Annotated in this window: 12 protein-coding genes; 7 read left to right on the plus strand and 5 right to left on the minus strand. The window is 36.2% G+C overall.

Features of this window, described 5'->3' with window-relative positions; translation table 11 throughout:
• The first annotated feature begins 10 nt into the window (after window positions 1-10).
• The 3 genes from INR75_RS17705 (at window position 11) to INR75_RS17715 (ending at window position 6,479) form a co-directional block, all read left to right on the plus strand.
• Entirely contained in the window at window positions 11-3,142 is a 3,132-nt protein-coding gene (locus INR75_RS17705) for an efflux RND transporter permease subunit (RefSeq protein WP_223089857.1), read from the plus strand.
• The gene (locus tag INR75_RS17710) at window positions 3,132-4,466 is read left to right on the plus strand and encodes a TolC family protein (RefSeq protein ID WP_223089858.1); all 1,335 of its coding nucleotides are present in this window, start codon (window positions 3,132-3,134) and stop codon (window positions 4,464-4,466) included. Before INR75_RS17705 ends, INR75_RS17710 begins: the two co-directional genes overlap by 11 nt.
• Window positions 4,467-4,865: 399 nt before the next feature.
• A complete protein-coding gene (locus INR75_RS17715) occupies window positions 4,866-6,479 on the plus strand; it encodes a glycoside hydrolase 43 family protein (RefSeq protein ID WP_223089859.1) in 1,614 nt (537 codons plus the stop codon).
• Window positions 6,480-6,685: 206 nt separating this feature from the next.
• Here the strand turns inward: INR75_RS17715 and INR75_RS17720 are convergent, their stop codons facing one another.
• On the minus strand, window positions 6,686-7,681 hold the full coding sequence (locus tag INR75_RS17720; protein ID WP_223089860.1) for a family 43 glycosylhydrolase: 996 nt from the start codon (window positions 7,679-7,681) through the stop codon (window positions 6,686-6,688).
• A 1,016-nt stretch (window positions 7,682-8,697) separates the two neighbouring features.
• Between INR75_RS17720 and INR75_RS20530 the strand changes: the two genes are divergently transcribed.
• The 3 genes from INR75_RS20530 to INR75_RS17740 all read left to right on the plus strand — a co-directional run bounded on the left by INR75_RS20530 (window position 8,698) and on the right by INR75_RS17740 (window position 11,097).
• Complete coding sequence (locus INR75_RS20530) at window positions 8,698-9,417, plus strand: putative quinol monooxygenase (RefSeq protein WP_255584583.1); 720 nt, start codon at window positions 8,698-8,700, stop codon at window positions 9,415-9,417.
• 75 nt (window positions 9,418-9,492) lie between these two features.
• Entirely contained in the window at window positions 9,493-10,356 is an 864-nt protein-coding gene (locus INR75_RS17735; RefSeq protein WP_223089861.1) for a helix-turn-helix domain-containing protein, read from the plus strand.
• Window positions 10,357-10,671: 315 nt separating this feature from the next.
• The gene (locus INR75_RS17740) at window positions 10,672-11,097 is read left to right on the plus strand and encodes a transposase (RefSeq protein WP_255584584.1); all 426 of its coding nucleotides are present in this window, start codon (window positions 10,672-10,674) and stop codon (window positions 11,095-11,097) included.
• Between the two features lie 75 nt (window positions 11,098-11,172).
• Here INR75_RS17740 and INR75_RS17745 read toward each other — a convergent pair whose 3' ends face one another.
• The 4 genes from INR75_RS17745 to INR75_RS17760 all read right to left on the minus strand — a co-directional run bounded on the left by INR75_RS17745 (window position 11,173) and on the right by INR75_RS17760 (window position 13,775).
• Window positions 11,173-11,853: a 2'-5' RNA ligase family protein gene (locus INR75_RS17745; RefSeq protein ID WP_223089862.1), complete on the minus strand. Its 681-nt coding sequence runs from the start codon at window positions 11,851-11,853 to the stop codon at window positions 11,173-11,175.
• Window positions 11,854-12,027: 174 nt separating this feature from the next.
• A complete protein-coding gene (gene def / locus INR75_RS17750; protein WP_073582486.1) occupies window positions 12,028-12,609 on the minus strand; it encodes a peptide deformylase in 582 nt (193 codons plus the stop codon).
• Window positions 12,610-12,667: 58 nt separating this feature from the next.
• Window positions 12,668-13,234: a Crp/Fnr family transcriptional regulator gene (locus INR75_RS17755; RefSeq protein ID WP_223089863.1), complete on the minus strand. Its 567-nt coding sequence runs from the start codon at window positions 13,232-13,234 to the stop codon at window positions 12,668-12,670.
• Between the two features lie 118 nt (window positions 13,235-13,352).
• A complete protein-coding gene (locus INR75_RS17760; protein WP_223089864.1) occupies window positions 13,353-13,775 on the minus strand; it encodes a helix-turn-helix domain-containing protein in 423 nt (140 codons plus the stop codon).
• 544 nt (window positions 13,776-14,319) lie between these two features.
• Between INR75_RS17760 and INR75_RS17765 the strand changes: the two genes are divergently transcribed.
• On the plus strand, window positions 14,320-14,553 hold the full coding sequence (locus tag INR75_RS17765) for a CHC2 zinc finger domain-containing protein (protein WP_223089865.1): 234 nt from the start codon (window positions 14,320-14,322) through the stop codon (window positions 14,551-14,553).
• Window positions 14,554-15,432: the final 879 nt, after the last annotated feature.

Raw genomic sequence — 15,432 nt, forward strand, 5'->3', positions numbered from 1 at the left:
CGTTTAGATTATGAAAAAGCAAAACAATTCTATCATAGAATGGGCAATGCAAAATAAATCATTTCCGCTTGCCGTAGCTCTTCTTCTGGTAACTATAGGACTATTTGGTTTATTTAATATGCCACGGAATGAATTTCCAGATTTTACCATTAGGCAGGGATTATTAATTGGCTATTATCCGGGAGCAAATTCAGAAGAAGTAGAACAAGAACTTACCAGCAAAGTTGAAGAGTATCTTTTTAGTTTTAATGAAGTAGACAAAACCAAAACCTATTCGTATTCTCAGGATGGCCGCATGTATATTTATGTTGAAGTTGCCAATCGCGTAGATGAAGACGCAACCGAACAATTTTGGAATAAATTAAAAAACGGCTTATTAGTTTTTCAGCAACAACAACTGCCAGCGGGAGTCCGCGGAATTCTGGTAAATAGTGAATTTGGAAGTACCGCTGCCATGATCCTCGCGGTACAATCTTCTTCCCGCCCCTATAAAGACCTGCAACATCACGTAGAAGATATTGAAGATAACCTGCGACAATTAGAAAACGTTGCAAAAATTAGCCATGATGGTGGTTTAACAGAACAAATCGCGGTCTATACAGATCAAAACAAACTGGCAACTTATGGGATTAGCCCGGGAATGCTAATGCAAAGTTTGCAGCAACAGGGAAGCGTTAATCCCGGCGGAACTTTAGAGGGAAATGAATTTGACCGGCCAATTCACATTGATACATTTTTAAAGGATGAAACTGATGTTGCCAATCAAATCGTGCGCACCACTAACGACGGAAGCATAATTAGAGTAAAAGACATTGCTGAAGTTAAACGGGAATACGAAGATCCAGATGCTTTTACCAAAACCAATGGTACCAAAGCGATGATCATTACTCTAGAGATGGCCAAAGGGAATAATATCGTTCAGTTTGGGAAAGAGATCGAAGAGCGTTTACATACCATCGAAAGCAATCTGCCTGAAGATATCGAAATTGTGAAAATTGCAGATCAGCCTGAAGTAGTCCATAGCGCTATTGGGCATTTTATGAAAGAATTTGGTTATGCGCTAATTGGCGTGATTTTGGTCGCTTTATTTCTGTTGCCTTTTAGAGTCGCATCTGTAGCTGCGGCCACCATTCCCATCACCATTGCCTCTACGCTTGCCGTAATGTATATGCTGGGAATGGAATTAAACACGGTAACGCTTGCAGCGCTTATTATTGTTTTAGGAATCGTGGTAGACGATCCTATTGTGATTATAGACAATCATGTTGAAAAATTAGATGAAGGCGAATCGATTTGGAAAGCGGCATATCACAGTGCCTTAGAGCTTTTCCCTTCAGTATTTACGGCAACTTTAGCGATTTCAGCAACATTTTTACCCTTGGTATTCTTTTTAAGTGGTACGGCAAAAGACTTTTTAAGCACCTTCCCTTTCACGATTATGATCGCGTTGTTTTTATCGCTGGCAATTTCGGTTTTAATCGTTCCATTTTTTAATACGGTTTTTATTAAAAAAGGACTTCATAGCGACAAAAAAGCAGACAAAGAAAATAAAAAATCGATGTTAGATCGTTTGCAAGGTTTTTTTAATGCTTCACTTAAAAAGGCGATGAAGCACTATCGATTAAACCTTGCTATTGGGCTGGCATCTGTTATTTTGGGAATCATTTTGTTTTCAAGCTTAACCCGAGAACTTTTCCCAATTATTGAACGAAATCAATTTGCGATAGAAGTTTACCTGGCCAAAGGCAGCAATCTAGATGAAACTGCAAAAGTGGTAAGCCAATTTGAAGAGAAAGTTCTTAAAGACGATGAGCGTGTTTTAAACTATACCAGCTTTATTGGCGAAAGCTCACCACGTTTTCACATGGTTTACGCTCCTAACCTACCGGCTAAAAACTTTGCCCAAATTCTGGTAACCACTGCTTCTGAAGATGCTACTGAAGAAGTTTTGAAAGATTACGACGAGCATTATGCAAAGATGTTTCCCAATGCTTATTTCAGGATGAAACAGCTAAATATGGTTAACAAGCCGGCGCCTATAGAGATTCGTTTATACGGAAATGATATTAGTCAGCTTCGTGCTTATGGAGACAGTATCATCGATCTGGCTAGGCAGACTCCGCAAACCATTTGGTCTCGTACCAATTTTGGCGAAATGGAGAAAACCATAAATATCGACATTAAAAAAGATGAAGCTGCCCAATTAGGATTAAGCAAAGAGAATATCGCGAACACTGTTGCCATGTATATGGAAGGTCTAAACGCTACAAAGATCTACGATGAAGATTATGCGATTCAGGTAAAAATTAAGGCTGAAAATAACAAATCTCAAACCGTAGCAGATCTTAATGAACTTGCTATACTTTCAGCAAAAACACAAAGTATGGTTCCGCTTAGGCAGGTGGCAAACGTAGAGCCCGGCTGGCAGGAAGAGCAAATAACACACCGTAACGGGATGCGCTGTTTAACGGTTAGAGTAGATATTACTAAAGGTGCTGTTGCCAATGTGGTTTTAGAAAAACTAAGACCAAAAATCGACAATCTTGATATTCCTAATTCGATAAGAGTAGATTATGGTGGCGAATTCGAAATGCAACAGGAAAACCTCGTACCAATGGGAATTTCGCTATCGATTAGTGTTTTGGTGATATTCCTAATTCTTATCTGGCATTTTAAATCTATAAAACACGCCAGTCTTAGTTTTATCACGATGCCGCTAAGTATTTTGGGCGCTGCCCTAGGATTAATGCTAATGCAGTATCCATTTGGATTCACTTCGTTTTTGGGAATTTTGGCACTCTGCGGAATTGTAGTCAGAAACGGAATTATTCTAATCGATTTTGCAGACGAACTTCGGTTTAAAGAAAATTACAGTGTTAAAGATGCCGCTATTTTAGCAGCACAACGAAGAATGCGACCTATTTTCTTAACCTCATCTGCCGCCGCAGTGGGTGTAATTCCAATGATTATAAGCAGATCGAGTTTATGGGGACCATTGGGAACCGTAATAGCATTCGGACTCATGATTTCGATGGTTCTTACGCTTTATGTGTTACCAGCATTATACTGGATGTTCTTTAGAAATACTGAAGAAAAAAAACTGAAAATGCTTAACCCTGAAATTCTTAAAAATGAAGACTAATTTTTCGATACATAAAAAACAGCTTTTAGTTTTTCTAATCTTAGCTGTTACTTATACCAGCAATGCGCAGGAAACTAAAATTACGCTGAAAGAAGCTAAAAACGCTGCACTAAAGTATAGTCACGATATTAAAAACGGAAATCTTAGAATCGAAGAGTCCAACGCGCAACGAAAAGAAGCCATAGCCCATTATTTCCCAAACATTGAAGCTTTAGGTGGCGCTATTTATGCTTTTAATAATATTATAGATCCCATCGCAATGCTGGGAATTCCTGAAATTGATAATGTATATCTGGCATCGGCTACAGCATCTGAAGTTGTTTTTGCCGGTGGTAGCGTTAGAAATTCAAATAAACTTGCAGAAATACAGGTAGAAGCTAATAAAATTAGAGCAGAGCAATCTATAGATTCGGTTATTTTAACTACTGAAAATAAATACTGGCAACTAGTACAATTGCAGGAACAACAAAAAGTAGTTAAGGCTTCTAAGGCTTATTTAAACGAGCTTTTGAAACAACAACAGGATTTGTTGGATGCCGGATTGATCGCAAAAAATCAATTACTTCAGGTAAAAGTAAACAGAAGTAAAGTTTTACTTAATGAAAGTAAACTTTCTAATTTGCGAAAACTAGCGCTATTAGATCTGGCCTTATACACAGGCTTAAATTACGACACTACCGCTGTGGCTGTAGATACTTTGCATGAGGTTATTCCACCAGAATTAAAATACGAGCATACCACAAATGTATCTGCAAATTCTAATTATCGATTGTTGGATGAACAAATTCAGGCTTCAAAATTACAAACAAAACTGGCCAAAGCTGAAATGCTGCCTCAGGTTTCGGTTGGTGTAAATGCAGTAAAATACGGCACTTTTAGTACAGGATTGGATTCTGATATTCAACCAATGGCATTTGGTCTTGTACGGATCCCGATTTCTGCATGGTGGGGTGCTGAAAAACAAAAAGTAAAGCAACAAGAAATTAAAGAAGAAATTGCGGTAAACCAGTTAAAGAAAGCTCAGGATCAAATTACGATTGGCATTATGCAAAGCTGGTACGATTTGCAAAATGCCTACAAACAAATTGAATTTGCCGAAGAAAACCTGACTTATGCTACAGAAAATTTAGAAGTGCACCGGGATAATTACAACAGCGGTTTAAACAATCTTTCAGACCTACTTGATGCACAGCGTTTACAGCAGGAAGCAAAGACAGAACTGGTAAATGCCTTCGCAAATTACCAAAGTAAAGAAATAGTATACCTGTACAGAAATAACAAACTTAAAGCTCCAGAATTAGAAGAGATTTCCAGTTCAAAATAACCAATTTTTATTACACCGAAATTCGATAAAAATAAAGTCTGTTTTTATCGAATCTCGGTGTATTGCTTTGTTTAATTTTTCTTCGGAAATAAATTGATATTTTCTCATTTAAAGTTTGAAATTTTTATTTTTCAAGAAATAGAATAGCATTTTTTGAAGAATTCAGCTCATTTTTGGATAAATTTCGGCAGTGTAGAACACCAAAACCTTTCTTCATAGTATCAAAAACTTTACGTTTTGTTTCAAACTAGCCTTATAGCATGGTTTGCAGTCTAGCTTCAAAAAAATTCTGCCTTATTTTACCTAATTTTAGATCAAATAGGACTAAATTTTCAGCTTTCTAAAATCTACAAATGATAGATTCGGCTTAAAAATTATTCCGCAGAAATTAGCAATTTTATGAAACGCTCGTTTGTCATTTTTTTCAGCTTACTAATTTTCAACATTATTTATATTTATTCCCAATCAGCTCAAAATCCAGTGATCTTTGCAGATGTTCCAGATGTAAGTACCATTAGAGTTGGGGACACGTATTATATGAGCAGTACTACGATGCATATGAGCCCGGGACTTCCTATCATGAAATCTAAGGATCTTATAAATTGGGAAATGGCGGGTTATGCTTATGATCGCCTTGTTGAAAATGATAAAATGAATCTGGAAAATAACGAAGAAGCCTACGGAAAAGGTTCTTGGGCGAGTAGTTTGCGTTATCATGATGGTTATTTTTATGTATCTACTTTTTCTGCCACTACCGGAAAAACCCATGTTTATAAAACCGATTCTATTGAAACAGGGAATTGGGAATCCTATGCTTTTGAGCCGGTTTTGCATGATAATTCGCTATTTTTTGATGACGACGGAAAAGTCTATATGATCTATGGTGGTGGAGAAATTAAACTGATAGAATTACTGCCTGATGCATCTGGCATTAAACCCGGCGGAATCCAAAAAACTATTATTGAAAATGTGAATATGGTTTTTGGTGAAGATGAAGTTGGCGGACTTCCCGGTGAAGGTTCACAGGTATTTAAAATTGATGGCAAATATTACATTTTTCATATCGCATCGCCCAAAAGCAAATGGGCACGCAGCGTTATTATTCATAAAGCCGATAAAATTACAGGACCTTACGAAGGTCGCCTGGCTTTGCAAGACGATCATGTCGCACAGGGAGGTATTGTGAATACACCAGACGGCGACTGGTATGCGATGCTTTTTGGAGATCGTGGAAGCATAGGAAGAATTCCTTATCTGGTTCCCGTAGAATGGAAAGATGGCTGGCCGGTTTTGGGTGAAAATGGAAAAGTACCAAAGACTTTAAATCTACCGAATAAGAAATCTAAAGTGCCGGCGATTGTTGCTTCAGATGATTTTGAGCGTAAACCTGGCGATCCTAAACTTCCGTTAGTTTGGCAATGGAATCACAATCCAGATAATGATCATTGGGAAATCTTAGAAAATCCGGGACGTTTACGAATAACTACCGGCCGAATTGACCCTAATTTACAGTCGGCTAAAAATACCTTAACACAGCGAACTATAGGACCAAAAAGTTCTGCGACCACCAAAATAAATGTCGCTAATATGAAGGATGGCGATGTTGCTGGATTAACTGCTTTTCAGAATAAATATGCTTACGTAGGTGTTAAAAAGGAAAACGGAAAAACATCTATCGTGATGGTAAAGTCGATTTTAGGAATCGAAAATGAAGATAAAAAACAGGGAATCGTTATGATGAGTAACGTAAGTGAGCATTTTGAAGCTGTAGAAAGTATTCCGCTTAACAACGACGAGGTTTTTCTTAAAGTTTCATGCGATTTCACTAAAGATAAAGCTGAATTTTATTACAGCCTCGATGGTAAAAACTGGCAGAAGATTGGAGATTCTCTACAGATGATTTACACTTTTACAAAACATTTTATGGGCTATCGCTACGGCTTATTTAACTATGCTACAGAGCAACCGGGAGGATATGTAGATTTCGATTTTTATACTATTGAAAAGAATTAAGATTTAATCGCGGTTGAAACCTGAAAAATTATAAACCTAGAGTTTAGTTTTCTACGCATCGATTTTCTGGTTTGTTTTTGGAAAACAGATTTAATTGAATTTGAAGCGCTTTCCAACAATGCCGTTTTTCTAATTATTGAAGTTTCTGCTTAAGATTCTATAGAATTCGGTCCTTTTTTAAAAATCGAAATTCCACAAAAATGGAGTTATTTTTTAGAATTCTCTAAATTCATCATCGTTTTAGCTGGTCTTACTACCTCAATTTCATCTCCCGAAAAATTAAGACTATCAATAGCTAACTCTCTATACAATTGATCACTATTATCGGTGATGCGATGGTAAAAAATATAATCCTGACCGCCTTCAGTAAATACGCTATGATGGCCTGGCCCTAATGTTGATTTATCTTCAGAAGTCGTTAAAACCGGACTATTTTCACCTTCAGAAAATGGTCCAAATGGATTATTGGCCTTAGCGTATCTCACTTTATAGGTTTCTGTAGTGCATTTTCCGTCAGAATACATTAAAAAATAAGTTCCGTCTTTTTTTACCATAAACGGTGCTTCAAAATAATTTGGTGGGGTAATATCTTTTATTTCAGCCTCATCGAAAGAAATCATATCGTCTTTCAATGGAACCACAAAACAATGCCCGTTTACCCAATTTAGTCCAGATCCCCAATATAAATACACCTGTTTATCATCGTCTATAAAAACTTCAGCATCGATCATGTGATATTCAGGAAACATATTGCCTTGAATAAGTGGCGAATTATCGCTTTTAGCATTTTTCCAGGGACCTAATGGATGATCGCTCACACCAGCCCAAACTTCACTCCCTACAGACACATACATATAAAAATTACCATCTTTCCCCTGAATTACGGAAGGTGCCCAAACTTTACTTGAATTAGAAGTTTCACTGGTACAAAGTTCTTTAGTTGGCCAGTTAATATGTTTTTGCTCCCAATTCACAAAATCATCTGATTCTAAAACTCCAAGTTCTTCTGCTCCCCAGGGATCTATCGTGGCGTAGATGTAATACTTACCATCGTATTTTACGATCGATGGATCTGCAAAATCGCCATCAATAAGCGGATCTTGCAAAACAATGTTATTTTTCTTTTGTTCAGAACAACTTACCAGTACAACTAACAATAATATTGAAATTGCTCTAACTGATTTTTTAAAAATACAGGTCATTATTTTTTGGATTTTTTGAATTAGCCTTTTTTGTAAAGACTAAAAAACACTTATATAAATTTATTGAAAATACCGATAAATTCTATTCAACAGGATTGCGCTTTTCTATAATTCTAATTATAAACTACAAAACAAAAAAGGGAATGAATAAGATCATTCCCTTTTCGGATAATTTTAAAAGTCGGGATGACAGGAATATAAGTTCTCTCAAAGCACCAGTATTTATAAGGGTCTATCAGAAAACCTTATTTCCTACACCATATAATTCACATATTGTAAATGAGCATAAAGACTGCAAATCTTATACGTCTTTAATACTGCTAAATATATAAAATTGAAACTGATCATACTTTAATTTGGTATCAAATATTATACTTTTAAACAGTTCGCTTTTTAGGGAAGCTTACAAAGTAAGCAAGACTACAAAAATCTGAATCGACGAACAGGAACAGGATATGAGGCATAGTTGCTTGGGTAAGTGAGCACATCATTACAAAGCCCTAAACTTTAAAAGGAGCACCTATGTAGATTCTGTGGGCTTAGATTGAAGGGTATTTACCTTACCAAGGGAGATCTCTGTAGCTACGTGTAGCAGAACAGAGAAGTCAGCCGAGGTCATAGTACCTATAAAGAGCTGTGCAAAGCACAGAAGTCTCACAATTAGGGAAGGACTGAATGTGACCCTTCCTGAAATTAGATTAGGAGCATTGATTTTCATTATTGCGTGATCGATTCCCTAGAAAATTTGTAGCCTAATAATAAAGTAAGGAGTCGTTTTAATCGGTGTAAGGAGCGATTAGAAAGATGGGTTACAAACCGCCGTATACGAGACCCGTATGTACGGTGGTGTGAGAGGCGAACTCCGCTCCAATTTTGGGGCGGAGCCGTCTACTCGATTATGAGTTTTTTTACATTCTTCATTGTCACTGGAAAATTGTCCATGCTTAAGTCTCTTATCTCCATTCCAAGGCCTCTTATTTAGTTCTACATTTGTAGTGTAACAAAAATAAGTCAAAATGAAATTTAAAAGTTTAATCAAATTAAGTAGCTTAGTTCTACTTCTAGGGATAACAATTCAAACATTTTCTCAATCTAAAAAAAGTAATATTATGGACAACACAAAAAATGAAAACATTGGATTATTAGTAATCATGAAAGCGAAAGAAGGTAAGGAGCAAGAAGTGAAAGAGTTTCTTCTAGGTGGTTTATCATTGGTAAATGCAGAACCAAAAACTGAATCTTGGTTTGCATTTCAAATAGATGAACAAACTTTCGGAATTTATGACACATTTGAAGCTGAAGAGGGCAGACAGGCACACTTAAATGGAGAAGTGGCAAAAGCCTTATTGGCCAATGCTGGAGATCTTTTAGAAGGTTTTGATCCTAGCAAAGATATTAAGACCGTTGATGTTCAAGCAAGTAATCATAAAGTGGGTAATCAGAATAAGGGACTGTTGGTGATTATGAAAGCCAAAGAAGGAAAGACATCTGCAGTGGAGGATTTCTTACAAGCGGGCAAGTCATTGGTAAGTTCTGAGCCTGCAACTTTATCATGGTATGCTTTTAAAATCAATGAAGAAACCTATGCCATTTTCGATACGTTTGCAGATGACGCTGGCAGAGATGCCCATTTGACAGGGAAAGTAGCAGCAGCGTTGATGGAAAATGCGCCTGTAATTTTGGAAGGCTTTGATGCTTCAGCAATTCAAAAAATTAACATTCTAGCTTCAAAATAAATATTTGATTTAAGAAAGGAGTGCTTTTGGTACTCCTTTTTTTTAAATTTGAATGAGCTAAAAAATAAATTTAGTATGGCCCAAATAATCATAGACAAACAAAACGGGGAACTTGCGTTTAGATTAGAAGAGTTCAACGACCTAAGCCAGTTTGATCATTTACAAAGAAGAAATTATTATTCTATCGTTTTGTTATGTGGAATTAGCTATGAACTAAGCGTTGATTTTCAAAGTTTTGAATTGCAAGGAAATCAAATGATTTGTTTGGCTCCGTATCAACCTTTTATGATACGTTCTGAAGAAAAGTGTCAGGGTTATTTACTGAATTTTCATCCCGATTTTTTTTGTACATATAGACATCAAAACGAAATAGAGACCGAGGGATTCCTTTTTAATAATTTCCATGGTTTACCCTATTTTACTGTAAACGAGCAAAGCCTATTTCTTAATTTGATTGATCAAATTTCGAAAGAGATGAACAAAGACTCAATCGCTCAGCATGAAGTTCTTGTGGCATATTTAAAAGTGTTTTTAATCGAAGCGGTCAGACATAAGAAACAATTTGATCAACAATTAACTCCCAGATTGTCAGACTCAAAAACAGAAATTTTACAAAATTTAGTCGATGCAATTGATAGTAATTATTGCAAATTCCATTCTCCCCAAGAATATGCAGATGAACTATGTGTAAGTCCTAAAACTTTAGCAGGTATCGTCAAGAAATATCTCAATCAAACGACTTCATCCTTAATTTCAAATAGGATCATTATTGAGGCGAAACGAGAACTTTATCTAACTTCTAAACCAGTGAAACAAGTTGCTGCTTTTTTAGGTTATGACGATGAATTCTATTTCAGTCGTTTTTTTAAAAAGAAGGTAGGAGTATCACCTGATATTTATCGTAAGACAGTTGGTTTTGCTAAACTAGAGTCTAATTAATTGTTCATAAGAGCAGTCTGTCTCAAAACTCAAAAACACCTCCTGAGAATCGAGTATATAAAAAATTTCTCAGGTAGCTACCCGAATACTCAACACAAAATTAGAGGTTTTGAGACAGTCTGACGGTCTTGTATAACATAAAGTAAGGGAAATTTTGCGCTTACTTATCCGTTTTAATCGTTGTGAAATTTTTGAAACTTACTTTTGGGCGAAGTCTCTTAACCCTTATTTTTGTTAGCATCGATGAAAAAGCAGTAATCGAGTATCTTTAAGATTCACCAAAACATTAAAGACCTGCCCGTCCGGCAGGCGGGTATGGAAACTCAAATTACTGTCCAACCAAAGTTATTCATAGGGATTGATATTCACAAGCGTAGCTGGAAAATAGATTGTAGTACCGATCTATTTTCCGGTAAATCTTTTACGATGCCTCCTGTAGCTGAGAAGCTATATGACTATGTTCAGAAACGTTTTCCGGGTTACGAGGTAAGTACCGCCTACGAGGCCGGCTGTTGTGGTTATTCTGCCCATCGCGGTTTTGAAGGCTATGGCTGGAAATCACTTGTGGTGAATCCGGCAGACATTCACCGAAAGGGAAAGGAAAAGTATACCAAGACCGATCGTATCGATGCCCAGCTGATCAGCCGTGAACTTAAGGACGGCCGTCTGGAGAGTATAGTTGTCCCCGATGTGGAGTGGGAGGAATTACGCAGTTTGTTCCGGCGGCGCAATGAACGGTAAGCCTTTTTAAAAGTAAAAATATTGAATTTTGTTGAATACCGCATATTTGCGATGAACCGCTGTTGTGCTGCGTTGCTATATTCTAAATTTTTCTAGTAATTTTGAATTCCTTTCTCTTTGATACCAATCATTAAAAACCAATTCTAATTCTTTTATTTCAAAACTTCCAAAATCAGCATTTTTATAGCTTTCTATAATTTTTAAAAATTCATTTTTATTTTGAAGTTTTCTTCTAAATCTCACAGCTGTCGAATGTGCTGTTTGGATTGAATATCTTTTGTCTATGGATTGTTCCAGGTCGGAATTTTTGAATTTTATTCTAAGATTATTTCTCAGTTTATTTAAAATTTCATTTTCTGGAAAACCTTGAATCATTATTCCGGAATCGGAAGCTGTAATTCCTTTGTATTTTATTTCGAATCTGTCAATTCCACTCAAGCTTTCTTTAATCAAATCGATGTAATTAGGAATTAAAATTTGGTCTAATTGGAAACCTTCATAACACGAAATAATTGACATAACTGTAATATGAATATCTGAACTTGGATAATAATATTGAGAAGAATCAACTTGTTGTAAGTCTTTTAAAAAAACCTGAATTCTATTTTTGATATTTTCGGGAGGCCTTATCAATAAAGTTATTCCAAATCTTCTATCATTTGGAGAATCAATCAATAAATCAGTCTTGTAATCTTCATTTTCGATCATTCTGATTGAACTTTCATAAAGTTCATTATAATGTTCAGTCAGGTTCATTTTTCTTCTTTACTCGATTTTCAAAGCAATGCTTCACAACGGTCAAGTGTATGAGCAGTAGCGGGTTTTGTACGCTTACTGTTCAGTTTAGCACAAAGATAGCTAAAAGGCAAAAACTTTAGTTTTGGCACTTTCCCCGCTATTGCTTATACACATTGTTAGGTGCTGGCATTTTTACACGAATTTTATTGGATATTTCGTCTTTATCTGTCCTTTTGCAATCTTTTTAAGTTTGGATTCCATCAGCCTTCTGGTCAATGGTTTTAGATAGTCAAGATACAAAATTCCTTCTGTGTGGTCGTATTCGTGCTGTATCATTCTTGCGGTCGTTCCGCTAAATGTCTTTGTTTGAAAGTCAAAATCTTTGTTGTAATATTCTATACTAATCGTCCAAGGTCTTTTTACTTTTTGCGATAAATTTGGGATACTTAAACAGCCTTCTTCGTCTTCCCAAAGCTCTGCGGAACGTTCAATGATTTTTGCGTTGATAAAAGTTTCCATTATTCCTTTGTCGTCTTTGTCAAAATAGATTTCCCTGTCCGCTTCGTCAAGATTTTCAAAAGTTGTTTTACTGTCCACTACAAAAAGTCTTATCGGAAGTCCGATTTGTGGCGAAGCCAATCCGCAACCATTGGCGTTTTTCATTGTTTCCCACATATCGGCTATTAGCTTGTCCAACTCGGGATAATTCTTTTCGATGTCGTTGCACTTTTGTTTTAAAATGCTGTGTCCGTATGCTAAAATAGGTCGTTTCATTCCTTTGCTTTTTATCGCAAAGTTCCAAAGAATGAACAAGGTTGGCAATGAACCTATGTTAAGTAATCTGTCTGCGAATACGGCTCAAGCCCTGTGGCGTTATTCCGATGTAGGAAGCCACGTATTTTAGCGGAATGAATTTTAAAATGTCGGGCTGTTCGCTGAACAGTCTTAAATAACGCTCTTTCGCATTGTATTTAAGCAAGGACAGTTCACGTTTGCTTTTAGCCAAAAACAATTTTTCGGAAGCGAAGCGTCCTAAATAATTCCCAACTTTGGTCTGGGCATACACTTTTTGCAAATCGTCAAAGGAAATTTGCCAAACAACGGTTTCCGTCAATGCCTGTAATTCGTATTCGGACGGTGTTTGCGTGAGAAAAGAGTCGTAAGCACAGGTAAATTCTTTGTCGAAACTGAAATTAAAAGTCAGTTCGTTTTCATCATCGGGAATGTAAAACCGAACGATGCCCGTTTCAACGAATGAAAGGTAATTTTCCGTTTCGCCCTGCCGTGTGATGATTTGGTTTTTGGCAAACACCTTTCTGTCAAAATGTGAAGCTATAAATTCCCATTCCGATTCTTGTAGCTTTACGATACTTTCATAGTATTCTCTTATGTGTCCCATTTTTGACGGTTTTTGTCCTGCTTGCACCTAACTCGTTATATCATCATAAAAATACACTTTTATCCGGTTCATTTTCCGAATATCGACACTTTTAAGTACTCTTTTATGTTTTTTGTTATCACAGCTTTTTTAATAATTTTTCTAAATAAGCCACTTTCTCTTTTTCGGCTTGCAGTAACCTTTCGTAAAGTTTTTCTTTTTCTTCATAAGCTTGAACCAGTCTATCTAAAGGGTTAAACGTACAATTCAAATTAGAAACACTTACAGACGAAGCTCCTTTATTAGAGCCTTCGTAATTATTCTGAATATTATATATCAAATTTTCTTCACTAAAATTCTCAATAGCTTCCTTACTTACCCCTAGCACCTTAGCCACTTTCTCCAGCTTTTCATCATCAATTTGCTCACTTTGTTCTAAGCTAGAAACACTCTGCTGACTAATTCCTAATTCTGCGGCAAGGGCTTCCTGCTTCATTCCTCGAAGTTCTCTGATTCGGCTGATCTTTCTGCCGATATGACTGGTTTTTGTCGCTGTGCTCATAATCTCAAAGATAAACAATCTTTTTAAAATTTTCGCTCATCACCCTTTCCAATAAAAAAATAAACTTTCATCTCAAACTCTATGTCCAAAAATACAGCATCTAGGGCTGTGAAATTCTTGTTACCATAAAGTCAAATCTCTTAAAACTTTTATTTCTACTAAAAGTATTAGCATTTCTTAATTATCGAAACCGGGTATAAAAAGAACTTGGCACCATTTTACTAATGACGATGGATCGATTGAGTAGCGGGAAGCGAAAGGCCGCTATTTTAACATTTCAAGGTCGTTTCTGACCGAAAATTTTGATGAATTGATGAACGCTGAAGATTAAGCCCTGTATTTATAGGGGTTTAGTAGCTCATCATTTATTCATCAAATGTTCATCAAATGTTCATCAAAAATAAAAGTGATGAATAAAAGCCTGCTATTGAAAATAAAAATGATGAATTGATGAATTTTTGATGACAGCTTCAGCTCAATGTCTACAAGGGCTTAAGAGGGGTTCTCATCAATTCATCAAAAAAATCCAGAAAATAGAACGCTTATGAAAATAAAGAAAATATGCTGTGAAGATGCCCGTAATTTAGACATCGTACACGTACTCGCTAAATTAGGTCATTATCCCAGCAAAACAACGGTGAAAGAAGCCTGGTTTCTGAGTCCCCTGCGGTCAGAAACACAGGCCTCTTTCCATGTCTCTTATCATAAAAACAGATGGTACGACTTCGGATTGGGAAAAGGTGGAAATTGCCTGGATCTGATTATTGAATTAAAATAATGTTCTATTCTTTAAGCTTTGAAAAGCTAAAAAAAGGGAGGGCGAAACGAGGATTTCCAATGATGGGGACACGGGTTCCTATCAAACGGAAAATTCTGATATAGATCCTAATTCAAGATGTGTGTCTGTGGACACAATCTTGGTTGCGCCCCATGGTTGCAACGAAAAAAAAGAGATGTTTAAGGGAAAGCGTTATTAATTCCATTTACTTTTTTTATCCAGAGCATTTGCCTTTTTAGTTCCATTGAAGCACTACCAAAGATCAAATGAAATAAACTTTAGGTTGGTTTCATTTACTTCTTTTAGAGCCGTCACATTACCTTTTTGATATAGATATTTCTACAGGATTTAGGATTAGGAAAAGGGCTATAAATAGGAAAGCGGAGCTGACCGGTTTATGCGCCCGCTAATGCTAAATCCTGTTCTTTTGAGATCAAAATGGTAAGGCTGTAAATTTCAAAGTAAGCTTATAACTATGAAATATTGATCGGTCAACTTTACTGGAATGCTGCTCAAGCGAACGTGAGGCAAAAGCAAATTTTTCGCTTCAATCTATCTGTATTTTTGTTTGCTTTTGGCTTGTGTTCAAGATTATTTTGACGAACCGTTTTGACAGCAACATAGTGAAGGGAAATAGGGTGAGGATTGTTCAGTTGATACCTACAATTTCATTTTTTACTAATTTTTACTGTAAAAAATTGCCTGTTTTTAGGGCTTCCCAAAGCTTTTACTGGAAATTTAGTAAAAAACATATTATAATTAATTCATAAAGTATTAAAAAACAAGCAATTGAATAACATAACACCGCTCTGCGTGTTATCCTCTTGCTGTACCTTCCCACATCTAATTCATTTTAAATAATACATCAATGAAAATAGT

The organism is Zunongwangia sp. SCSIO 43204, assembly GCF_019904275.1.
Classification (GTDB): Bacteria; Bacteroidota; Bacteroidia; order Flavobacteriales; family Flavobacteriaceae; genus Zunongwangia; species Zunongwangia mangrovi.